This window comes from Nonomuraea sp. AD125B, assembly GCF_041402765.1.
In the GTDB taxonomy this organism is placed as follows: domain Bacteria; phylum Actinomycetota; class Actinomycetes; order Streptosporangiales; family Streptosporangiaceae; genus Nonomuraea; species Nonomuraea bangladeshensis.
This window is the reverse complement of record NZ_JBGLOU010000005.1, coordinates 276,372-298,130: the sequence shown is the minus strand read 5'-3', so window position 1 is coordinate 298,130 and position 21,759 is coordinate 276,372. Positions and strand designations below refer to the sequence as shown.

Sequence of the window (21,759 nt, the reverse complement as noted above, 5' to 3'; positions counted from 1 at the left end):
GAGACCGACGGGGGGCGGGCGCTGCGCCTGGGTCACCGACTCCCGCGTGGTCGAAGGCGCCTGTCCTCATGAACATCGCCCAGGAGGGCGCCAGGCTGCCATCCTGGACGTGGTCGACCTGGACTCCGAGGAGGCCGGGACTCGTCCCGCGGCCGTGGTGGAGCGGGGTGGCGCGTAGGTGTGACGCCTCCGCGACGCCGGCTCGACGTCACCCTGCACGTCGTCTGTGGGGAGTCCCGGCAGCCCGGCCGTAGGACGCCTGCTCAACGGCTGCTCGGCGGCGACCGGCCTGCTGATCAACGAGGCGGCCGCGGCGGCGCTGACTTACGCCACCTACGAGCGGGGCAGCGGGCGCCCGGAATCGGCCGCTACTTCGCCGCGACCTTCTCCCTGCGGTATTCGCTCATCGAGAGCGCGCCCGACCGCCTCGACTCCATCGCGGTGCGGCGACTCGTGCAGCCACGGTCGGTCAGCGCTTCATCTCACCCGAACTGGTCTCCAGTGGCAGCACCGTGCCCCCGCGCTCCCCCTGAAGCCCCCTAGAGAACCCCTGGTCGCTGCAGCGCCTTGATGTTAGCGCTAACACTTCGGCGAAGGAGAGTGGCGCATCCAAGTGCTCCCATCAGCCCTGGCCGTCCCTTGGTGGCCCTAGCCGTCGCCGCGACTGTCGGGCCACACCCCGGCCGGGCTACCACATCCGCCTGGCCAAGGGGTCACCGCACTTCGCGGACGGCACCAACTACGTCCGAGCTGGACTACGAGCAGCTCGACTGACGCTACTCAGCGGCATTGGAGAGCCCGTCCTAAGGTGCCTGTTCCGGTCATGCAACCGCAACCGGAGCAGGCCGCCTGCTCTACCGCCGCCTTCAGGTCGTAAAGCCCGGCGGCCTCCCGGCCCGCCGTCGCGGGCGCCTGCCCCTTTACCGGCTTCTCCTTCTGTCGCGATGCATCGTGTGGAGGACTTCGGCATCCCTCGACGAACGCCGCCCGTCGTTGGCCTGCTCTTTTGTCCCGGTCATGCCGGTTCTTACGGACCTCACCGTACTCCTACGGCGCTCAAAATAAGGGCAGCCCAGCCTTTGCCGCCACGGGATCAAGCGGGCCGGGGGGTCGCCCTAGCGTGGAGTCGAGTTCGGGCCGAGACCCGGTGTTCAGTCAGGACCCGGAATGGCCCTCCGTCCCAAGCACCAGCGGAAGGTGAACTGACATGACCAGCGTCAAGAACCTCCTCGCGGCCGCAGCGATGACGGCCTCGGCCCTTGTCGTCCCGGTGGCGGCTTCGGCCCCGGCCGCCGCCGCTGAGCCCACCGCTCAGAGCGCGACGACGACGGAAAGCCTCACCACCCAGCGTCCCTGCAGGTTCCACCGGAACCCGGCCCGCTGCCGCGCCATCCGTGGAGGTGGCGGTGGTGGCGGCGGCGGTGGAGGTGGCGGCGGTGGAGGTGGCGGCGGTGGCGGCGGCGCCAACGTCGACATCAACAACCAGAACGTCAACCGCGCCGGCGGCGGCGGTGGTGGCGGCGGTGGCGGCGGCGGTGGCGGTGGCGGCGGTGGCGGCGGCGGTGGCGGCGGCGGAGGTGGCGGAGGTGGCGGCGGCTGATCCCCGATCAGCACCGACCGACCGAGCCAAGCCGACCGAGCCAAGCCGACCGAGCCAAGCCAACCGACGACGAAGCCAACCGAGCCAAGCCAACCGAGCCAAGCCAACCGACGACGAAGCCAACCCGGCCAACTCGATCGAGCCGATCAACCATCAGCCGATCGGCTGACCGACCAAGCCGACCAACCGAACTGATCACCCTGAGCCGAGTCCGGCCACGCCGCGGCCGTCTCGCTCACCACATTTGATCACCGCCACAGAGAACGAGAGGGTCGCACCGTCCGCCGATGCGACCCTCTCCTCATGCCCTCCACGCCCTTCAGGCCATCGCGAACGCGGCCCGTCCACACGCGCGTCGGCGGGCCGGAAGTTGTCGGTGGCGATCGCCATGATGGGGCCATGACCGAGACGCCCCCCTTCACCGTGCCCGCCGACGCCACGGCATACGCCGAGGCCGTGCAGCTCGCCGTCGACTCCGCCGCGGCCTACTACGCCGACGGCACCTCGACGCTCGACGACGACGCCTACGACCGGCTGGTCCGCGGCATCGCCGCCTACGAGGAGGAGCACCCGGGCGAGGTGCTGCCCGCCTCGCCGACCGGCAAGGTGGCGGGCGGGGCCGTCGTGGGCGACGTGCCGCACACGGTGCCCATGCTGAGCCTGGACAACGTGTTCGGCCCCGAGCAGCTCGCCGACTGGGCGGCCTCGCTGGAGCGGCGGCTCGGCCGTCCGGTGGCGGCGTGGAGCGTGGAGCCCAAGCTCGACGGCCTCGCGATCTCGGCCCGCTACCGCCGCGGCCGGCTGGCGCAGCTCGTCACGCGCGGCGACGGGGTCGCGGGAGAGGACGTCTCGCACGCCATCGGCACCATCGTCGGCCTGCCCGACCGGCTGGCCGAGCCGGTCACGGTCGAGCTGCGCGGCGAGGTCATGATGACCACCAGCCAGTTCGAGGAGGCGTGCGCCAAGCGGCGGGCGCACGACGGCACCACGTTCGCCAACCCGCGCAGCGCGGCGGCGGGCACGCTGCGGGCGCAGGACCGCCCCTACGTGTGCGAGCTGACCTTCTTCGGCTACGGCGCGCTGCCGCGGCCCGACGACGACTCCGAGCAGGCCACGCGGCTGCGCGAGCTGCCGCACAGCGAGGTCATGGAGTGGGTGGCCGCGCAGGGGGTGCAGACCACGGCGGCCACGCCGGTCGCGGGCATCGTCGCCGGCACGCTGGAGCGCGTCCAGGAGCGGGTGGGCGAGATCGCGGCGGTCCGGGCCGAGCTGCCGTTCGGCATCGACGGCATCGTGATCAAGTGCGATCTGGCCGCCGACCAGGCGCAGGCCGGGTTCAGCTCGCGCGCGCCGCGCTGGGCGATCGCCTACAAACTGCCCGCCACAGAAAAGATCACCAAGCTGCTTGCCGTGGAGTGGAACACCGGCCGCACCGGCATCATCGCCCCGCGCGCCGTGCTGGAGCCGGTCGAGCTCGACGGCAGCCTCGTCACGTACGCGACCCTGCACAACCCCGCCGACATCGCGCGCCGTGGCCTCATGATCGGCGACAGCGTCACCGTCTACAAGGCGGGCGACGTCATCCCGCGGGTCGAGGCGCCCGTCGTGCACCTGCGCACCGGCGACGAGCGGCCCATCGACATCCCCCAGGTGTGCCCGTCGTGCGGCGACGCGATCGACGCCTCCCAGGAGCGGTGGCGGTGCGTGCGCGGGCGCGGATGCCGGGCGATCGCCTCCATCGTCTACGCCGCCGGCCGCGACCAGCTCGACATCGAGGGCCTGGCGGAAAACCGGATCAGGCAGATGCTCGACGCCGGTCTCATCGCCGACTTCGCCGACCTGTTCTTCCTGACCCGCGAGCAGCTGCTCGGCCTCGAACGCATGGGCGCCACCAGCACCGACAACCTCCTGGCCGCCCTCGACCGGGCCAAGGGCCGGCCGCTCAGCCGGGTGTTCTGCGCACTGGGCGTACGCGGCACGGGCCGATCCATGAGCCGCCGCATCGCCCGCCACTTCGCCACCATGGACGCGATCCGCGCCGCCGACCCCGACGCGATCCAGCAGGTGGACGGCATCGGCCCGGAGAAGGCGCCGGTGGTGGTGGACGAGCTGACCGAGCTCGCCCCGCTCATCGACAAGCTCGTACGCGCGGGCGTCAACATGACCGAGCCCGGCGCCACCCCGCCCGCCGCGGAAGCGACGCCGGACCAGCAGGCAGCGGATTCAGTGATGACGACGACACTGCCGCTGGCCTCGATGTCGGTGGTGGTCACCGGCACGATGACCGGGCCGCTCGCGGCGCTGTCACGCAACGAGGTCAACGAGCTCATCGAGCGAGCCGGCGGCAAGGCCTCCTCCAGCGTGTCCGCCCGAACGTCTTTGCTGGTGGCGGGGGATAAGGCAGGCTCCAAACACACCAAGGCCCAGCAACTCGGCGTGCCGATCACGACGCCGGAGGAGTTCGCCACCCTCGTCGCCCCCCTGCTCCAGCAACCGTCCGCCTGACCACCCGGGCCAGGACCTCGTGGATGCGTGGCTGGGTTGCCGAGTACGCCTGCGCCCAGGCTTCGAACTCGAGCGTGGCGTCGAAGCCCTCGGCCGCCGCGCTCCTGATGTGCCGCACCAGCCGGGGGTCCAGCTCCGCGTACGTACGCCCCAAGGCTGTGACGGCGGCCACCGGATCGTCCTCGACCGACAGGGCCAGGCCCGCCTCCACCGCCTCCGCGCCCGTGAGGGTGCCCCCGCCGAGGCCTTCTGCCGCTCCGACCGCAGATGGTCGACGGACGAGGTGGCGCGCAACTCGCGAAGATCCGCCCCGGAGGCGAACATCCTGGTGCGCCGGTCAGGACGACGGCAGGCCGCGTTCTTGGCAGAACGAGCCGGACCTCGGGCGCCGATCGTCTGGCTGTCAGAAGACGCCGAATGTAGAGTCGCTTCGTGGCGGTGAAGACCCCCCGAACCCGTCTGCCGCGCGGGCGAATCGTGCGCGTGGCCGCGGCGGCCGTCGTCGGTGCGCTGGCCGGTCTGGTGATCTTCGAGTTGACGCGCATCGGCGGGCGCGGCCTCTACGTCACCGCCGGAGCGGTGGCGGGGATGGCGGGCGTCGTGGTGATCCAGATCTACAACCGGTCGGCCCGGCTGACCGAGGTGAAGCTGTCGCTCCCGCAGGTGAGCGAGCTGACGTTCGTGGTCAACAACGAGAGCCGCGACGTCGCATGGAAGCTGTTCGTGGAGACCACGACCCGCGTGTCCACGCAGCCGCTGGACGACGACGAGGGCCTGACGCGGGAGGCGCTCTCCTCGCTCTACGGCCTGTTCGCCACCGTACGCGACACGCTGAAAGCGAGCCGGCCGTCGGTGCCCGCCCCCGGCGGCCGTACGGTCGAGCAGCTCGCGATCACCATGCTCAACCAGGAGCTGCGGCCCTTCCTGTCGAAGTGGCACCCCCGGCTGCGCGAGTACGAGCAGGCGCATCCGGACGCGCCCGAGTCGGCGTGGCCGGACAACGTCGCCTGCCGCGCCGAGCTGCGGCAGGTGCAGCGCCGCATCCAGGACTACGCGATGGGCTTCGGCGAGCTGGCCGGGGTGAGCGATCCGGAGGCGATGGCCGGTGCCGGACGATGAACGGGCGGAGCAGCGGCCGGAACCGCCGTCCGCGCACCGGTACGACGCCTTCCTGTCCTATGCCTGGGAGCCGGACTCCCACCTGGTGAAGGCCGTGCGCGACGGCCTGCACCGCCTGGCCCGGCCCTGGTACCGGCTGCGGGCCTTACGGATCTTCCGCGACCAGTCCAGCCTGCCGGCGAGCCCCGGGCTGCGTCCGGCGATCGAGGACGCGCTGGCCGCCTCCCGCTTCCTCATCGTGTTCCTCTCGCCGCAGGCCGCCGGGTCGGCCTGGGTGGACGACGAGATCCGCTACTGGCTGACGCACAAGAGCGTGGACACGCTGCGGCTGGTCCTGTGCGGCGGCTCGCTCGTCTGGGACAAGAACGCCGGTGACTTCGACGTGGAACGTTCCTCGGCGCTGCCGCCCGCGCTCCGCGACGTCCACCCTCACCAGCCGCTCTGGGTCGATCTGCGCTGGGCGGCCGAGGAGGACCAGCGCGACCTGCGCAACGAGCGGTTCCGCGGCTGCCTGGTGCAGCTCGCCGCGCCCCTGCACGGCAGGGATCCGGACGAGCTCGACGGCGAGGACGTACGCCAGCACCGCAAGACCCGCCGGGTGACCGCCGCGGCCGTGACCGCGCTCGCCGTGCTGGCCGCGTCCACGGCGGCGGCGGCGGTGATCGCCGCGCTGCGCGCTGAGGAGGCGCTGGCCAATCTGCGCCAGGCGACGTCCCGCTACCTCGCCGGCCAGGCGCTCGCCGACCGGGACGGCAACCTGGACCGGGCGCTGCTGCTGGCCGTGCACGCCTGGCGTACGGAGGGGACCGCCGCCGCCCGCGGCAGCCTCGTCACGACGGTGCACGAGGCGATGCGCGGGGTGCTCACGTTCCCGCGCATCCGGCCGGGCGACCCGATCCCCTTCCACCTGCAGACGCTCGCGATCAGCCCCGACGGGCGCAGGATGGCGGCCTCCAGGTACTCCGAGGCGGGCGACGCCGGCGCGCCCGCCGACGGGCGGATCTACGTGTGGGACCTCACCGGCGGCACGGCCCGCGTCCTGCGCAGCCCCTTCGAGCAGCTCGCGAACGTACGGCGGCTGGCCTTCGGCCCGGACGGCCGCCACCTCGCCGCGGAGGAGGACGGGGGCCGCGTCCTGCTGTGGAACCTCGCCGCCGAGCCGGCCCGCCTGGTGTGGACCGGCGACGCGCCGATGGACGTCACCGCCGACCACAGGATCGCCGCCGCGTCCTCCGCGCCCGGCACGGTCGCGTTCGTGGACCTGCTGAGCGGCCGGGTGGTGGGGCGGCGCGCGGGCACGCTGTTCGAGGTGGACCGGCGGAGCGGGCGGGTGTTCGGCAAGGACCCGTCCGGCACGCCGGTCGTGTGGGACCCGCGCTCGAAGCGCACGGTGACGGCCAGGATGTCCGGCCGGTACGCCCACGCCCATCTGCTGGGCCGTCGCATCGTCCTCGCGGAGGGCACGAAGCTGGACGGCCTGGCCGGCTACGACGCGGCCGGCGGCGGACGCCGGTGGCGGCTCGGCCTGCCGGGCCGCCCGGTCGCCGTGGCCGTGTCCCCGTCCGGCGACCGGGCTGCCGCCTGGACGGCGGACGGCGCGCTGGTCGTGGTCGCCACCGGCGACGGCAAGGTGCTCAGCCGTGCCCGGCGGGTCCCCGGATCCGATCCCGCGCTCACCTTCAGCCCTACCGGCGCCTTCCTCGTCGCGGCCGACTCCAAGGACAACGCCAGCCTCCAGACGCTGCTGGACGCGCGCACCGGCCGTACGCGCTGGACGAAGCGCGGGGACGACGTGGTCTTCGGGGGCGGCGACCGGCGCGCGTTGATCCGCGACACGCCCATCGTCGTCGTGGACCTCCTCACCGACGAGTTCATCACCTCGGCCGAGACCGACGCATGGGGCACGGAAGTCGCCCCGGACGGCGGCCTCGTCGCCCTGTCCGGTGACGACGTCCGCCTGATCGACCTGAACGCGCCGGAACCGCGGCTGATCTCGCTGCCCGGCGAGCCGGACGTGATCTACAACGCGATGTTCGACCCTTCCGGACGCCGCCTCGTGGGGGTCGGCGGCGAGGGCGCGGCCGTGGTCTGGGACGTGGCGTCCGCGCTGCGGCCCGCCGACGTGCCGACCGCGCCGCGCACGGACGACGCACCCGAGCTGAGCGATGACGGCGTCACCTTGTACCACATCGACGCGAGCGAGGGCGTGTGGCGGCGCGACCTGCGGACCGGCACGGACGTGCCCGTCCCCGACCTGCGCGGCGCGTCCGGCCTGCGGATCTCCCCCGGTGGCGAGCACCTGCTGGCGGACCTGGACAACCAGTACGTGCTCTGGTCCGTCGCCGAGGCGAGGGTCGTGCTGGCATTTCCGTACGACGTCGGCACCCGGGTGGTCTTCAGCGGCGACGGCCGCCGACTGGCCAGGACGCTGGCCGATCCGAAGACCGGCCGTTACACGGCGACGGTTCACGAGACCGGCACCGGTGCTGCCGTGGCGCGGATCCTCCTGCCCGACTTCGCCCAGCCAGCTGGCCTGACCAGCTCCGCCGTCTACCCGGAGATCGCGCTCGACCAGGAGGGGAACCGGCTGGCGGCCAGCCTCAGCACGACGCAGCTCCGCGTCTGGGACGTAGCCTCCGGCGCGCCCGGCGGCGGTTGTGACCGGCAGGCCGGCGACTACACCCTGGCCACCGGCGCGGTGTCCTTCACCCCTGACGAGCACACGCTCGTGCTCAACTCCGGCGACCGGACCGTACGATTCGTGGACCCCGAGTCCTGCGCGGTGCGCCGCAGTCTCCGCACCGGCAACGGCAACGCCACCGTCAGCCCGGACGGCACCCTCATGACCACCGAGGAGCCCCTGCGGCTGTGGGACACCCGCACCTTGGAACCCGTCGGCGAGCCCCTGCCCTTCGACGACCTCGCCGACGATCCGCAGCCCCTCTTCACCGCGGACGGCAGGAACCTCATGGTGCTCACCGACGACGGATCGGTGAGCCGCTGGCCCGTCGACCCCGACGAGCTGATCCGCGTCGCCTGCACCATCGCCGGACGGGAGCTGACCCCCGCGGAATGGGCCAGGTTCCTGCCGGACGGCGACCGGAGGCCCGCCTGCGGGCGAGGGGCGTGATCACTCCCGGCCGAGCAGGCCCTTCAGCGCGCGGCGCAGCCTGGCCGGGGCGGCCGTGGCGAGGTTCGTCGCCTGCATCATCCCGTCGAACAGCGGCCGGGGCAGCGCGCCGAAGACCTCCGCGATGTAGCCCCGCACCACTTCGTCGTGCCACAGGCCGTGGACCTCGCTCAGGCCGCGCCGGGCCTCGCTGATCAGCTCGCGGGCCTCGGCGTCGTCGCCGTCCCGTGTGTTGTAGCGGGCTATGCCGAGCTGCAGCAGCGACTTCAGAGTGTCGGGGTGCCGCTCGCCGAGCACCAGCCGCTGGCCGTCGTACGCCCGGCCCGCGAGATCGGCGGCGAGCGGGAAGTCGAGCGCCCGCATGGCGGCGCAACTCAGGCCGTAGCGGATGCGCAGCCTGATGGGGTGCAGCTCGCCCAGGACGGTGCGGGCCTGCTCGTCCGCCGCCTCCAGCACGGCCCGGCCCGCCGCGGCGTCCTGCCAGCCCGCCAGGTTGATGCCGTAGCCCACCTGGGCGCTCAGGGTGAGCGGGTTCGAGGGGCCCAGGCTGCGCTCGTACTCCTCGCAGAGCGTCCTCATCCGGGCGAGCTGCTCCCGGTCCACCTTGCCGAACGGGGCCGGCCGGTGCGCGAACGCCGCGAGCTCGGCGTCCACCAGCGCCACGGCCGCCTCGTAGGCGAGGGGGTGCTGCGCCAGGCCGGCGCGTCCGAAACTGGCGAGGGCCTTCTCCGCCGCCGCCCTGGCCACGCCGGGGCGGCTGGTCAGCCCGTGCAGCAGTGCCTCCTCCAAGTGCCGTTGCGGCAGGTCGGGGACGGTGACCTGGGCCAGCACGGCGGCCGCGGCCGCCAACCGGCCCCGCTGCCGCAGCGCCCGCGCCCGATCGATACGCATCCGGTCGGCCCGACCGGCGGGCATCCCGGGCAGCAGCTCTTCCAGCCGGCACCAGTACGGCTCCGCCTCCGCGTACTCGCCCATGCCGTTGAGCGCGGCGGCGAGCGCGTGCAGGGAGGCCGCCCGCACCTCGTCAGGGTCCTCGCCAGGCGCCGCGCCCGGGAGGCCGGTGGCGCGGGCCGGGCCGGGCGTGGGAGTGGACGGAAGCTCGGTGGCGCAGGCCGGGGCGGACGGGGGGCCGGCGGCATGGGTTGGGTCGGGCGTGGGGGTGGACGAGGGGTCGGCGGCGAGGGTCGGGTCGGCGGGTCGGGGAGGGTCGGATTTCGGGGTGGGCGGTGGGTCGGGGAGGGCGAGACGGGCCAGGTCGGCGGCCGGGGCGTAGTCGGCGACGGTTACGAGGAGCAGGGCGGCGCGGGCGGCGGCGGCGCGGGTGCGTGGGGCGTCGTCGCCGTGGTGTTCGCGCAGCCGGGCCGTGAGGTCCCGTGCGTGCCTGGCTGCGGACACGAGGTTCGACGACCGTTCGTCGAGCGCGGCCAGCCTGGACAGCAGGGTCTCGGCGACGTCGGCGGGTAGGTCCTCCAGGGTGACCAGGTGACGTGCGTGTGCCACGATCTCAGGCCCCGGCTCCGGCGCGGTCAGGTGTTCGGCGACGGCGCGGGCCGCCGCGGGCAGGCAGCCGCGCCGGGCCGGCTCCGGCACGGCGCGCAGCACGCGCGCGTGCACCGACATGCACTCGCCCGCCGCCGCGACGAGGCACCGGCGGGTCAGTGACTCCAGGGCGGGCAGCAGCCGTTCCTGCGTCTCCTGCCTGCTCCAGCCGTGCAGCAGTGCCGCCGCGCGGCTCAGCAGGGCTCGCGGGAGCGGGGCCGGCGCGAGGAACGACGCCAGGCCGAGCACCGTCCAGGCCGGGATGTCCAGCTCGCGCAGGATGTCCGCCAGCACGCTGTCCGCCTTGCCCGCGACCTGGTGGCGGTACTCGGCCAGCGAGATCATGCCGCGGCCCGTCCGCAGTTCCGCGCCCGCCATGCGGAGGTCGTGCGGATGTCCGCTCAGGTCGCGGACGAGCGCGGCGGCCTCGGCCTCCTCCCCGGGCCCGTACGCGTCCCTGAGCAGGGCGAGCCCTTCGGCCTCCGTCAGGCCGCCCAGCCGTACGGGGCCGCCGAGGTCGGTGAAGCGGTCCTCCTGGCAGGTCAGGATCGTGCGTACGTACCGGGATGGGATCAGCAGCTTCCGGACGGTCTCGTCGGAGATCCCGGCGGGAAGCTGGTCGACGATCCACAGCGCTGGCTCCGCCCGCCCCCTGAAATGGGCGGCGACGTGCGGGAGGAGGCGGTCGTCGGGCACGCCGGCGAGTGGGATCCCGGTGGCGACGGCCATGTCGCGCACCAGGCGGCGGTAGTCGAGCAGCAGGTCGGGGCTCGTCTTCTCGGGGTCGAGGGTGAACCAGTGCACGCCGCCGGGGAAGGCGGCGGCGAACTCCTGGGCGTACTGGGCGGCCAGCGTGGTCTTGCCGCTCCCCGGCAGCCCGGAGACCACCGCCACGCCCATGCGAGGCCCCGGCGCGACGAGCGCGGACGTGCCCGCGTGCAGGGCCGAGTGCAGGCGCCACAGCTCGGCGTACCGATGGACGGCCTCGCGGTCGGGCAGCGGCTCGCCCGGCCACCAATGAGGCGGCTCGGCGCTCGCCGCCGCGCCGAGCGGGCCGGACAGCGCCGCCACCCGCTCGGCCACCTCCTCGGCGAAGCGCCGGCGTTCGGGCTCGGAGGCGGGCGGCCTCCGGTACTTCAGGTCGCGTAACTCGACGGGCTCGATGTGGTCCGAGCCGTCCTCGGGGTTGACCACGAGGAGGCGTCCCCGCACCGTACGGCTCCGCTGCGCCAGCAGGAACGCGAACGTCAGCTCAAGCTGGCAGGCCGGTCGCGTCGGATAGGCCCGCGAGTAGTAGGCGAGCAGGACGGCCGACCGCAGCACGCCCTCGGTGATCTTCCTGGTGATGCTCTCGTGATGGCCGATCGACCGTTCGTCGCGGAAGACGCGCAGGGGCCGGCCGCGCACCTTCGCCCCGCGCAGCGCGTCCTCCAGGGCGCGCGCCTGCTCCCGGTCGTCGCCGGCGTAACTGAGGAAGACGTCGTACTCGTCCGGCCCCATGACCGTCCTTTCGGGAAGACTGGTGGACGCCCCGATACGGTGTTCGACTGCTCAGGTAGAGGATTATCCACTTTCGGCGGATCGCTGCCATTCAGGAGGAGAAAAGCCTCCCAAGGGAGGAGGATCTTCCGCCCGGTGACGAAGGGCGCTCCTGCCTCTTGGGAGGCTGCTTTCAGTTCCCGCCGGCGACCGTCCTGAGGGCGATCAGGAGGATGAACAGCGGGATGGTCATACTCGTCCCGAGAACGGCGAGTATGAGGCACAAGCGGACGGTCCGGGCTTTGCTTTCCAGGGCGTCCCGGACCGTCCGTCCGAATTCGGACGCCACGCTCGGCGCGTCATCCTCTTCCTTGTCGTCATTTGTCATGACGAGACAGTCCCGTATGGGCGCCCCGACGTGCAACAACGCGAAAATTATTCAAGCGTGATAATCATCCGCCCGGACTGATAATCGTGATCCGCGGGGATGTGATTCTTGAACATCGCGGCTATTGGAGCCCCGAGCGGACCGAGGTGATGCGGCGGGTGTTGAAGCCGAGCCAGTGCATCCGCCCCACATACCGCGCGTGCTCCACCTTCAGGCAGCGGTCCATGATCACGGTCACGCCGCCGTCCTCGGCGATCCGCGCGCCCTCCTCGTTGATCACGCCGAACTGGCACCAGAGGGCGGCGGCCCGGATCGACACGGTCTCCCGCGCGAGGTCCGGCAGCGCGTCGGGGGCGCGGAAGACGTTCACCAGGTCGACCGGCACCGGCACGTCGAGCAGGCTGGGGTAGCTGGGCTCGCCGAGGATCTCCTTCTCGCGCGGGTTGACCGGGATCACCCGGTAGCCGTGCCGCTTGAGGTAGTAGCCGACGAAATGGCTGGCCCGCAGCTCGTTGCCGGACAGGCCGACGATCGCGATCGTCCTGGTCGAGTGGAGCACCCGCTGGATCGTCAGCGGGTCCTGGTAGCGTCCGAGCTCGGTCATGCCGTCCCCGCCTTCTTCCCGATCGCCGCGCCGACGCGGGCGAAGCCCTGTTCCAGGTCCCAGATGAGGTCCGCGACCGACTCGGTGCCGACCGACAGCCGCACCGTGCCGGGCCCGACGCCGGCCGCCCGCAGCTCGTCGTCGCCGAGCTGGCGGTGCGTCGTGCTGGCCGGGTGGATGACCAGGCTCTTGGCGTCGCCGACGTTCGCCAGGTGCGACCAGAGCGTCAGGCCGCCGATGAGGCCCTGCCCGCCGGCCCGGCCGCCCGCGCAGTCGAAGGAGAACACCGCGCCCGCGCCGCGCGGCAGGTACTTCTCCACCAGGGGCGCGTACTTCGCGCCCGGCAGGCCGGGATAGGTCACGTTGGAGGCCAGCTCGTGCCCGTCGAGGAAGGCCGCGACCGCCCGCGCGTTCTCGACGTGCCGGTCCATCCGCAGCGACAGCGTCTCCAGTCCCTGGAGAAGCAGGAAGGCGTTGAACGGCGACAGCGCCGCGCCGAGGTCGCGCAGGGTCTCGGCGCGCAGCTTCATCAAGTAGCCGTACTCGCCGAACGTCTCGTGGAAACGCAGCCCGTGGTAGGCCGGCGACGGATCGGCGACCACCGGGAAGCGCCCGTTGGACCAGTCGAACGTGCCCGCCTCCACGACCACCCCGCCGATGCTGGTGCCGTGGCCGCCGATGAACTTGGTCGCCGAGTGGACCACGATGTCGGCGCCCCACTCGATCGGCCGGCAGAGGTAGGGCGTCGCGAACGTGTTGTCCACGACGAGCGGCAGCCCGTGCTCGTGCGCGACGGCCGCCACGGTCTCGATGTCGAGCACGTTGCCGGCCGGGTTGCCGATCGTCTCGGCGAAGAACGCCTTGGTGGCGGGCCGCACCGCCTGCCGCCAGGCGTCCGGGTCGTCCGGGTCCACCCACGTCAGCTCCACGCCCATCTTGCGCAGCAGGTGCTTGAGCTGGTTGACGGTCCCGCCGTAGAGGGCCGAGGACGACACGACGTGGTCGCCGGGCTGGAGCAGCGTGAAGAGCGCGGCGGCCTGCGCGGCGATGCCGCTGGCGAAGGCCACCGCGCCACTGCCGCCCTCCAGGTTGGCCACCCGCTCCTCGAACACCGCGACGGTCGGGTTCATGATCCGCGAGTACGTGTTCCCGTACTCCTGGAGGTTGAAGTACGCCGCCGCGGACTCGGGGTCCTCGAAGACGTAGCTGGTGGTCTGGAAGATCGGCACCGCCCGCGCGCCCGTGTTGGGGTCGGGCCGCTGCCCGGCGTGCAGCTGCCGGGTCTCGAAGCCGAACTCGCGGGCCTGTTCGGCCCGGGGGAGGTCGCGGGGGGACTGGTCGGTCACGAGAAGAACCTCTTCCTCGCTGTCATCCGGCTCCGCCGAGGAACCGGCGGATGATGGGAGTCTGCCGCGCCTCTTCGAGCAGGAAGCAGTCGTGCCCGTACGGGGCGTCGATCAGCTCGTACGACACCGGCTTGCCGGCGGCCCGCAGCGCCCGCTCGATCTCCTCCGAGGCCGACGGCGGGTAGAGCCAGTCGGAGCTGAAGGCGATGAGCAGCGTCCGCGCCTCGACGCCGGCCAGCGCCCGCGCGAGCGAGCCGCCGCCGTGCCGCCGGGCGAGGTCGAAGTACGTCAGGGCGCGCGAGAGATAGAGGTAGGTGTTGGCGTCGAAGCGCTTGACGAAGGCGTCGGCCTGGTGGCGCAGATAGCTCTCCACCTCGAACTCCGGCTCGGTGATGGTGTAGCGCAGGTCGTCGGCGTGCTGGAGCCGCCGGCCGAACTTCTCGCTGAGCGCGGGCCCGGACAGGTAGGTGATGTGGCCGACCATGCGCCCGACGCCCATGCCGGCGTCGGGGGCGCGGCCGGTGCCGTAGTAGCGGCCGCCCTGCCAGGCCGGGTCGCGCAGGATCGACTCGCGGGCGATCGCGTTCCAGGCCACGCCCTGCGGGTGGAGTGCGTGCGTGCTGGCGATGGCGACGACGGCGTCCACCTGGCCGGGGTAGCGCACCGCCCATTCGAGCGCCTGCATCCCGCCGAGCGAGCCGCCGGCGACCGCGGCGAGCCGTTCGACGCCGAGGGCGTCGAGGAACGCGCGCTGGGTCCGGACCATGTCGGCGACCGTGATGACCGGGAAGTCCGGCCCGTAAGGCCGGCCCGTCGCCGGGTCCACCGAGGACGGGCCCGTCGTGCCGCGGCAGCCGCCGAGCAGGTTCGTGGAGACGACGAAGAACCGGTCGGTGTCGAACGCCTTGCCGGGGCCGATCATGCCGTCCCACCAGCCGAGCGCCTTGCCGCCCGCGCCGTCGCGCTCCTCGGCGCCGAACCCGTCGCGGGTGCCCGCCTCGGCCGGCGCCGCGGACACGCCCGCCGCGTGGGCGTCGCCGCTGAGGGCGTGGCAGACCAGGATGACGTTGTCGCGCCGGGGCGACAGGGTGCCGTAGGTCTCGTACGCCACCCGGACCGGATGCAGGTCGCGGCCGCAGTCGAGCCGCACGGGCCGGGGCAGGTCGAGGTAGCGGGTCTCGACAGCGCCCACGGAGCCGGCGAGGGTCCTGGCTGGCTGCGACATGGGCTTATGGTAGCCGCCACGCCCGGTGTATGGTCAAATACCTACCGGAATAGCGGGTAGTGAGCGAAGGGCGGAAGGTATGACCACGGTCTCCAACGGCGTGAACGTGCAGGCGCTGCTGGACGCGCGCGAGGCGCTGAAGGACGCGCCCGACGCCGCGCGGTTCGTCTGGCGGGCCTCCAGCACCTGGCGGAACGGCGTGCACAGCACGACGACGGTCAAGGAGTTCTTCGGGCTCGGGGAGGAGCGTTCCCACCGCAGCGAGGCGGTGTTCGACGCCGATCACCCCGAGGTCTTCGCGGCCGAGGACAACGGCATCACGCCGATCGAGTACCTGCTCGTCGGCCTGGCGAGCTGCCTGACGGCCGGCGTCGCCTCCGTCGCCCAGAACCGCGGCATCCAGCTCCGCTCGGTCGAGGCGCGGCTCGAAGGCACCCACGACATCCGCGGCATCCTGGGCGCCGACAGCGACGTGCGCAACGGCTTCGACGACATCAAGGTGACGTTCGAGATCGACGCGGACGCCTCGCGGCAGGACATCGAGGCCCTGGTGGCCCAGTCCCAGAAGCGCTCGGCGGTGTTCGACGCCCTGACGAACCCGACGAACGTCACCGTCGAAGTCGCCTGAGGGCCGAGCCATCACCGAGCGGGTCACGACGGTCGTCATCGGGGCGGGGCACGCGGGCCTCGCCGCCAGCCACTTCCTCACCGCGCGCTCGATCGACCACGTCGTGATCGAGCGCGGCGAGGTGGCCAACTCCTGGCGCCGCGAACGATGGGACTCCTTCCGGCTGCTCACCCCCAACTGGCAGAGCCGCCTGCCGGGCCTCGCCTACGAAGGCCCGGACCCCGACGGCTACATGACCACGAAGGAGGTGACGCAGCTCATCGAGCGCTTCGCCGCGCTCTCCGGCTCGCCCGTACGGACCGGCACGGCCGTCACGTCCGTCCGGCGCGACGGCGACGGCTACCTGGTGACCACCGGCCACGGCGAGATCGCCTGCCGGACGGTGGTCGTCGCGACCGGGGCGTGCAACCTGCCGGCGGTGCCGGCCTTCAGCGAGGCGGTGCCGGCGTCGGTGCGGCAGCTGACGCCGTTCGACTACCGCGAGCCCGGCCGGCTCCCCGAGGGCGGCGTGCTCGTCGTCGGGGCGTCGGCCACCGGCGTGCAACTGGCCGCCGAGCTGCGCGCCTCGGGCCGGCCGGTGACGCTCTCGGTGGGGGAGCACGTCCGCATGCCGCGCACCTACCGGGGGCGCGACGTGCTCTGGTGGATGGACGCCTCCGGCGTGTGGGACCAGCGCCACGACGAGGTCGAGGACCTGGAACGCGCCAGGCGGCTGCCCTCGCCCCAGCTCGTGGGCACGCCCGAGCGCACGACGCTCGACCTCAACGCGCTCACCGCGATGGGCGTCGAGCTCGTGGGCCGCTGGGCGGGCGTGCGGGACGGCCGGGCGCTGTTCTCCGGCGGGCTGCGCAACGTGTTCTCGCTGGCTGACCTCAAACTGGAGCGGCTGCTGGACACGTTCGACACGTGGGCCCGCGAGCACGGCAGGGACGGCGAGGTCGGCCCGCCCGAGCGGTTCGCGCCGACCCGGGTGCCCGAGTCGGCGCGCTGGCAGCTCGACCTGGGCAGCGGGGAGATCCGCACGATCGTGTGGGCCACCGGCTTCCGGCCCGACTACCGCTGGCTCGACGTGCCGGTGCTCGACGCGAAGGGCCGGCTGCGCCACGACGGCGGCGTGGCCGACAGCCCCGGCCTGTACGCGCTGGGCCTGCCCCTGCTGCGCCGGCGCAGGTCCACGTTCATCCACGGCATCGAGGACGACGCCCGCGAGGTCATCGCCCACCTGGCGCGGCACCTGGCCTGAGCGGCGGCGGCGGGGTGGGGGCGCCCTGGAAGAGGGTGTCCTCGGGCCGCAGCGGCACGTTCGCCTCGCGGACGTAGTACGCGGGCCGGGGCGGCGCGAGGCGGTGGACGTAGCGGCCGACCACCGCCACGGCGGCCAGCGTCACCGCCGGCACCAGCAGGTGCGCGCCCGGCAGCCCCAGCGCCGCGGCGACCAGGCCCAGCGCCGCCAGCAGGTAGACGACGTTCAACGGCCGCCAGGAGAACCCGAAGAACAGCTCGAAGGAGTGCCCCGCCAGCCGGGCCAGCCGCAGCTTGGACCGGCCGGCGTCGCGTTCGCGATGACTGACCTCGACCAAGGTGTGCCGCGCCCCCACCAGCGGCACCGCGGCCATGAACCACGGCAGCCGCAGGTCCATGATCGTGCGGGCGACGGGCGTGCGGACGAGCCGGAAGGTGGACGCCCCTCTGGGCATCTCGATGCGGAACACCGCCCGCGCCGCCCAGTGCATCCCGGCCGAGCCGAGCCTGCGCACGAGCGGGTCGCGCCGCCGCACCCGGCGGCCGAAGACGACGTCGTAGCGGCCGCCGGCCGCGCCGTCGAGCAGCCGCCAGATCTGCGACGGCGGGACCTGAAGGTCGGCGTCGCACTGGACGGTCCACGGCTGCCCGGCGTGCCGGAACCCGGCCGCCATGACGGCCTCGATGCCGAAATTGCGGGTGAAGGACAGATAACGCACCCGCGGGTCGGTCTCGGCGAGCGCCCGGATGCGGGGGAGGGAGTCGTCGGTGCTGCCGTCGTCCACGAAGAGGATCTCCAGGTCCTCGATCGCGGCCAGCTCCGCCGTCAGCTCCCGGTAGGCCACCTCGACCTGCGCGCCCTCGTTGAAGCAGGGGACGAGCACGGTCAGTCCGGTCGGTGCGCCAGTCGGTGCGCCCGTCATCGCGCCCTCCACAATGCCAGGCCGAGGACGAGCGGGTTCGCCCCCAGCGCGTACACGGCCCCGGCCGCCCCGGCCAGGGAGATCGCCACCACGCCCAGCCCGGCGACGGCGGCCAGGGCGACGACGACCGCCCTGGCGTTGGCCCGCAGGTTCGTGTGCTCGACCACGAACGTGGCGCCGCTCGCCAGCGCCTGCATCGGCAGCAGGGTGAGGGCGAGCACGGCGAGCGCGACCGGCCCGTCCACCCCCCACGCGGCCAGCACGACCCCGGCGATCAGCAGCCACAGGGCCGCGCCCAGCGCGGCGAGCCCGGCCATGCGCCGGGCGAGCACCCGCGCCCCCGCCACGCCGCCGCCCGCCACGCGCAGCGAGAGCTGCGGCTGGTAGATGCGCTGCACGGTGTAGAGGATCGACAGCGCGAAGCCCCAGCCGAGCGTCACCAGGTAGAGGTCTCCGCTGTGGGCCGCGTACGGGCTCAGCGCCAGCTCCACGAACAGCGCGCCGATCATCGCGTTGTTCATGACGTCGGCCGCGCCCATCAGCAGCACGGTCCCGGCCAGCACGCGGCGCGCCCCCGGCCGGGGCCGCCGCACGCGCGGCAGCCCCGGCAGCAGCGCGACGTTGAGCGCGGTGACCAGCGCCAGCAGCCCGGTCAGGTAGCCGGCGGGCCCGATCCCCGCCAGGAACGCCAGCGCCGCCATCGTGCCCATCCCGACGCCCAGCACGGCGAAGTGCACGGTGTCGCGGGTGTAGTGGCCGAGCGCGCGGTGCAGGGCCACGCCCAGCATGCCGCAGCCCAGCCCCACGTAGTAGGCGACGCCCAGCAGGTAGAGCGTGACCCGCGCGTCCGGGGCGAGCGCCAGCGCGGTCACGGCCGCGAGCGCGGGCGGCAGCGGCACGTAGGCGACCAGCGCGCGCAGCATCCCGGTGAGGTCGTCGCGGGTGCGGCGGGCCCGCGGGATGAGCTTCAGCGCCGCCTTCTCGCCGCCGGACTGCACGACCATGCACAGCCAGCCGACCGCGCCCATCACCGCCGCGTAGGCGTTGAAGTCGGGGCGGTTCCAGGCGAGGGCGAGCAGGGCCGCCGAGCCGTACAGCATGAGACGGAAGACGGCCCGGCCGGCCAGCAGCGTCGTCAGCCGGGACAGGCCGACGCGGTGGGAGACGGCGGTCATCCCGCGTCCAGGTCGGCGATCACGCGCTCGCGCAGCGGGTACGAGCCGTCCCGCAGGTGGGCCCGCAGGGCGTCCTCGACCGCCTCGGCGCCGAAGCGGTCCAGCACGCCGGTCGGCGAGGGCCCTCTCTCCACCTGGAACAGCGCGGCGAAGAACGTCCGCAGCGGGCCGGACTCGAAGCGCTCGGGCAGGGGGAGCAGCTTCCGCACCGCCGCCGGGTCCGGCGCGGCGGCCGGCGGCGCGGCCACCCACGTGGCCTCGCGGCCCGGCCCGGCGAACCAGGCCCGTACGTGCCCCAGCCGCTCGGCCGCCCACGGGTCGTCCGGCGCGAGCCGCACCCGGGCCAGCCGCAGGTCGTAGCAGGTGGCGTGCAGGGCCGCGCACACCTGGGCGAAGGCGACGGGCTTGGCGGGCAGGTCGCCGGCCGGGACCTCGCTGACCTCCGCCAGCAGCCCGGCGGCGCTCTCGTCGGTCCTGGCCCGCTCCACCAGCGCGTCGAACTCCCGGTACCAGCGGGTCATGGCCGCCCGGTCCGGAGGGGAGTCGTCGTCGTTGTCGCGGATCCAGCGGATCATCCGGGCCGGCAGGTACGGCTCCAGCGGATCACCGGCCACGGACCGGGGCACGACCGGCGCCGCCCTGAACACGGCCCCGCAGGAGCGGCACGACCGGCGCCGCCCGCGCAGCCGTACGGGGTGCGGGTCGCCGCACTGCACGCAGCGCACCGCGACGGCCCCCTTCACAGCGGCACCGCCAGGGCGGAGGAGGGCCGCAGCTCGGCGCCCAGGTCGCGCTTGACCTCGGCCTGGCCCTTGCCGAGCACCAGCCCGCGCCTGCCGGACCGGATGGCCCATTCGATCATGCGGACGTACCCGTCGAAGTAGAGGTGCTTGCGGCCGCCCTCCTCGGGCGGGACGGCCCCCCAGCTCAGGCAGACGGGCCAGTCGGGGTGGTCGAGGATGAGCGACAGGCCGAGCAGCCGCCCCCCGTCCCGGTAGGTGAGCGCGACGCTCTCGCCGCTGCCGATCAGCGTCTCCAGGTAGGGCAGGGGGAGCGGCGGGGCGGGCGAGAGCCTGCTGCGGTGCTTGAGGTCGTTCTCGGCGCGCAGGCGGGCGGCCTCGTCCGCGCCGACCAGGTCGCGGGCCGGGCCGACGCGCACCGACAGCTCGGCGGCGAACGTCTTCGCGCGCCTGCGCAGGGAGTCGCGGCGGCGCGGGTCGAGCACGGCGTACCAGTCGTCCAGGCGCGGCCAGGGCAGGGCCAGCCTGGCGAGCGGCGCGGTGGGGATGCGCAGCCGGAGCGGGCCGGGCAGCAGCGCGTCCTCTCCCTCCGACACCTCGCGCCAGACGGTGCTCCGCCAGCCGGGGCCGAGCGCGCGGCGCACCGCGCGGAGGTAGGCGGTCAGGAGCTCGGGGTCGTGCCCGTCCCGCCACCACCAGCCCTTCTGGGAGCGGTTGCCGGGCGCGTGCACGTCCACGACGCCCGCGGGGGAGCGGCGGAGGCCGGCGTACCGGCCCGCGGGGGAGCGCCGGGGGCCGGCGTACCGGCCGCGCCGCAGCCTTGGGGCGCGCAGCGAGGCCGCCACCGCGCCCGCCGCCCGCCCGTCGCGCCGCAGCACGGCCAGCACGACGGGGGCCTGGGCGGCCCAGGCGTAGGCGCGCAGCAGGTCCCAGCGCCAGGTCACCCGCTGCCCCGCGGCCCGGCGTAACTCCTCCCAGTCGCCGGGCTCCGGGTCGTGCCGGGGATCCAGCAGCTCCACCTTCATCCGAGCGCCCACCGGGGCACCGCCACGAGTCTCATGGGGAGGTATTCGAACCCCAGGGAGCGTTTCTCGTCAACGAAGCCGCGTCCGGCGTACAGGCTCTCGGCCTTGCCGGCCACCGCGTGCGCGACGATCCGGGTGTAGCTGTAGAAGAAGAGGTCCTTGCGCCCGCCCTCGGCGGGGGTCAGCGCCGCGAACGGCCCGTACATCGGGGTGACCGGGTGGTCGTAGACGACGGCGAGGCCGATCAGCCGGTCGCCGTCGTGGTAGGAGACGGTCCAGACGTCGTCGCGGGGGATCAGCTCGGCGAAGTAGGCGGCGGGCAGCGACAGGCGGCGGTCGAACGCGGCGGCCGGCCGGGCGAGGAGCCGCCCGGCGAGAGCGGCCGGGCCCTTGGCGGGCGCGGGGCGCGAGGTGATCCTGACGGCCTGGCGCTCGTGGAGGTCGGCGAGCTCGGCGGGGTCGAGGTCGGTGCGCCCGGCGCCGGTCACGACGCGCAGCGTGCCGTCCTGCTCGATCCGCCGGGCCTGGCGGCGCAGCGAGGCGCGGCGGCTGCCGCTCAGCGTGCCGAGCCAGCCGTCGGCGGACGTCCAGCGCAGGGGTAACAGGGTCGTGCCGGGGGAGGGGCGGACGACCGCGCCGCGCCTGGCCACCAGCGGCAGGGCGGGCTCGGTGACCATGCGGTAGACGACCCCGGCCAGCCACGGGCCGAACTCCGCGCGGGCGGCCCGTTCGAAGCCCCTGATGACCGCGCGGCCCTCATCGCCGTCCGGCAGGACCCAGGTGGGGCCGTTGGAGTGGGCGGGCAGGCGTACGTCGAGCAGGAACGGCCCCCGGCCCGACCGGAGCGCGCCGACGGCGCCGACCACGCGCTCACCGTCGCGGGCCACGCACAGCACCGGCCGGGCCCAGGAGCCGTCGAAGGAGGCGCGGATCACGTCGTACGACCAGATCGCCGTGAGCTCCCTGTCGCGACGGAAGTCCTCCCAGCCGGCGGGTTCGGGGTCGCGGCCGGGCTGGAAGAAGTCGAACCTCACCGGTACGTCCTTGACTGACACGTAATACAACGAATCTGCAACAGAGTCATTTGAGAT

The 21,759-nt window shown here is 73.5% G+C and carries 16 protein-coding genes; 6 read left to right on the top strand and 10 right to left on the bottom strand.

What is annotated here, in order from left to right; genetic code table 11:
- The first annotated feature begins 1,394 nt into the window (after window positions 1–1,394).
- From ACBR40_RS15870 to ACBR40_RS15855, 4 genes are all read left to right on the top strand, one after another.
- Window positions 1,395–1,769 carry a hypothetical protein gene (locus ACBR40_RS15870; RefSeq protein WP_371249195.1) on the top strand — a complete coding sequence of 125 codons (375 nt, stop codon included), beginning with the start codon at window positions 1,395–1,397 and terminating at the stop codon, window positions 1,767–1,769.
- A gap of 230 nt (window positions 1,770–1,999) precedes the next feature.
- Window positions 2,000–4,105 (top strand): NAD-dependent DNA ligase LigA, encoded by a 2,106-nt coding sequence (gene ligA / locus ACBR40_RS15865; RefSeq protein WP_371249194.1) that lies wholly within the window; start codon window positions 2,000–2,002, stop codon window positions 4,103–4,105.
- A 432-nt stretch (window positions 4,106–4,537) separates the two neighbouring features.
- Window positions 4,538–5,224, top strand: coding sequence for a hypothetical protein (locus ACBR40_RS15860; protein ID WP_371249193.1), 687 nt, complete (start codon window positions 4,538–4,540; stop codon window positions 5,222–5,224).
- On the top strand, window positions 5,211–8,354 hold the full coding sequence (locus ACBR40_RS15855; RefSeq protein WP_371249192.1) for a TIR domain-containing protein: 3,144 nt from the start codon (window positions 5,211–5,213) through the stop codon (window positions 8,352–8,354). The genes ACBR40_RS15860 and ACBR40_RS15855 overlap by 14 nt, the downstream gene beginning before the upstream one ends.
- On the opposite strand, the gene ACBR40_RS15850 is transcribed toward ACBR40_RS15855, so the two are convergent.
- The 5 genes from ACBR40_RS15850 to ACBR40_RS15830 all read right to left on the bottom strand — a co-directional run bounded on the left by ACBR40_RS15850 (window position 8,355) and on the right by ACBR40_RS15830 (window position 14,935).
- Complete coding sequence (locus ACBR40_RS15850) at window positions 8,355–11,393, bottom strand: TIR domain-containing protein (protein WP_371249191.1); 3,039 nt, start codon at window positions 11,391–11,393, stop codon at window positions 8,355–8,357.
- 172 nt (window positions 11,394–11,565) lie between these two features.
- Window positions 11,566–11,760, bottom strand: a complete 195-nt coding sequence (locus ACBR40_RS15845; protein WP_371249190.1) for a hypothetical protein — start codon at window positions 11,758–11,760, stop codon at window positions 11,566–11,568.
- Between the two features lie 121 nt (window positions 11,761–11,881).
- Entirely contained in the window at window positions 11,882–12,364 is a 483-nt protein-coding gene (locus tag ACBR40_RS15840) for a CoA-binding protein (RefSeq protein ID WP_329581780.1), read from the bottom strand.
- Window positions 12,361–13,710, bottom strand: a complete 1,350-nt coding sequence (locus ACBR40_RS15835) for an O-acetylhomoserine aminocarboxypropyltransferase/cysteine synthase family protein (protein WP_364458548.1) — start codon at window positions 13,708–13,710, stop codon at window positions 12,361–12,363. Before ACBR40_RS15835 ends, ACBR40_RS15840 begins: the two co-directional genes overlap by 4 nt.
- Window positions 13,711–13,732: 22 nt before the next feature.
- On the bottom strand, window positions 13,733–14,935 hold the full coding sequence (locus ACBR40_RS15830) for a homoserine O-acetyltransferase (protein ID WP_371249189.1): 1,203 nt from the start codon (window positions 14,933–14,935) through the stop codon (window positions 13,733–13,735).
- A 79-nt stretch (window positions 14,936–15,014) separates the two neighbouring features.
- Here ACBR40_RS15830 and ACBR40_RS15825 point away from each other — a divergent pair, with 79 nt between their 5' ends.
- Together ACBR40_RS15825 and ACBR40_RS15820 are read left to right on the top strand one after the other, a co-directional pair.
- Complete coding sequence (locus ACBR40_RS15825; protein ID WP_344204266.1) at window positions 15,015–15,563, top strand: OsmC family protein; 549 nt, start codon at window positions 15,015–15,017, stop codon at window positions 15,561–15,563.
- Window positions 15,564–15,573: 10 nt separating this feature from the next.
- Window positions 15,574–16,806: an NAD(P)-binding domain-containing protein gene (locus tag ACBR40_RS15820; RefSeq protein WP_371249330.1), complete on the top strand. Its 1,233-nt coding sequence runs from the start codon at window positions 15,574–15,576 to the stop codon at window positions 16,804–16,806.
- On the opposite strand, the gene ACBR40_RS15815 is transcribed toward ACBR40_RS15820, so the two are convergent.
- From ACBR40_RS15815 to ACBR40_RS15795, 5 genes are read right to left on the bottom strand one after another with little or no spacing between them, the layout of a single operon-like run.
- Window positions 16,775–17,728 carry a glycosyltransferase gene (locus ACBR40_RS15815; protein ID WP_371249188.1) on the bottom strand — a complete coding sequence of 318 codons (954 nt, stop codon included), beginning with the start codon at window positions 17,726–17,728 and terminating at the stop codon, window positions 16,775–16,777. The genes ACBR40_RS15820 and ACBR40_RS15815 overlap by 32 nt on opposite strands.
- Entirely contained in the window at window positions 17,725–18,903 is a 1,179-nt protein-coding gene (locus tag ACBR40_RS15810; protein WP_371249187.1) for a hypothetical protein, read from the bottom strand. The genes ACBR40_RS15815 and ACBR40_RS15810 overlap by 4 nt, the downstream gene beginning before the upstream one ends.
- Complete coding sequence (locus ACBR40_RS15805; RefSeq protein WP_371249186.1) at window positions 18,900–19,646, bottom strand: hypothetical protein; 747 nt, start codon at window positions 19,644–19,646, stop codon at window positions 18,900–18,902. Before ACBR40_RS15805 ends, ACBR40_RS15810 begins: the two co-directional genes overlap by 4 nt.
- The gene (locus ACBR40_RS15800; RefSeq protein WP_371249185.1) at window positions 19,643–20,680 is read right to left on the bottom strand and encodes a GNAT family N-acetyltransferase; all 1,038 of its coding nucleotides are present in this window, start codon (window positions 20,678–20,680) and stop codon (window positions 19,643–19,645) included. Before ACBR40_RS15800 ends, ACBR40_RS15805 begins: the two co-directional genes overlap by 4 nt.
- Window positions 20,665–21,702, bottom strand: coding sequence for a hypothetical protein (locus ACBR40_RS15795; protein ID WP_371249184.1), 1,038 nt, complete (start codon window positions 21,700–21,702; stop codon window positions 20,665–20,667). Before ACBR40_RS15795 ends, ACBR40_RS15800 begins: the two co-directional genes overlap by 16 nt.
- Between the last annotated feature and the right edge of the window lie 57 nt (window positions 21,703–21,759).

What these genes read in the sequence shown, in the direction of transcription:
- ACBR40_RS15845 (WP_371249190.1), bottom strand. Translation starts at nt 11,760, where the DNA reads ATGACAAATGACGACAAGGAAGAGGATGACGCGCCGAGCGTGGCGTCC.
- ACBR40_RS15815 (WP_371249188.1), bottom strand. Translation starts at nt 17,728, where the DNA reads ATGACGGGCGCACCGACTGGCGCACCGACCGGACTGACCGTGCTCGTC.
- ligA (WP_371249194.1), top strand. Translation starts at nt 2,000, where the DNA reads ATGACCGAGACGCCCCCCTTCACCGTGCCCGCCGACGCCACGGCATAC.
- ACBR40_RS15810 (WP_371249187.1), bottom strand. Translation starts at nt 18,903, where the DNA reads ATGACCGCCGTCTCCCACCGCGTCGGCCTGTCCCGGCTGACGACGCTG.
- ACBR40_RS15830 (WP_371249189.1), bottom strand. Translation starts at nt 14,935, where the DNA reads ATGTCGCAGCCAGCCAGGACCCTCGCCGGCTCCGTGGGCGCTGTCGAG.
- ACBR40_RS15825 (WP_344204266.1), top strand. Translation starts at nt 15,015, where the DNA reads ATGACCACGGTCTCCAACGGCGTGAACGTGCAGGCGCTGCTGGACGCG.
- ACBR40_RS15840 (WP_329581780.1), bottom strand. Translation starts at nt 12,364, where the DNA reads ATGACCGAGCTCGGACGCTACCAGGACCCGCTGACGATCCAGCGGGTG.
- ACBR40_RS15850 (WP_371249191.1), bottom strand. Translation starts at nt 11,393, where the DNA reads ATGGGGCCGGACGAGTACGACGTCTTCCTCAGTTACGCCGGCGACGAC.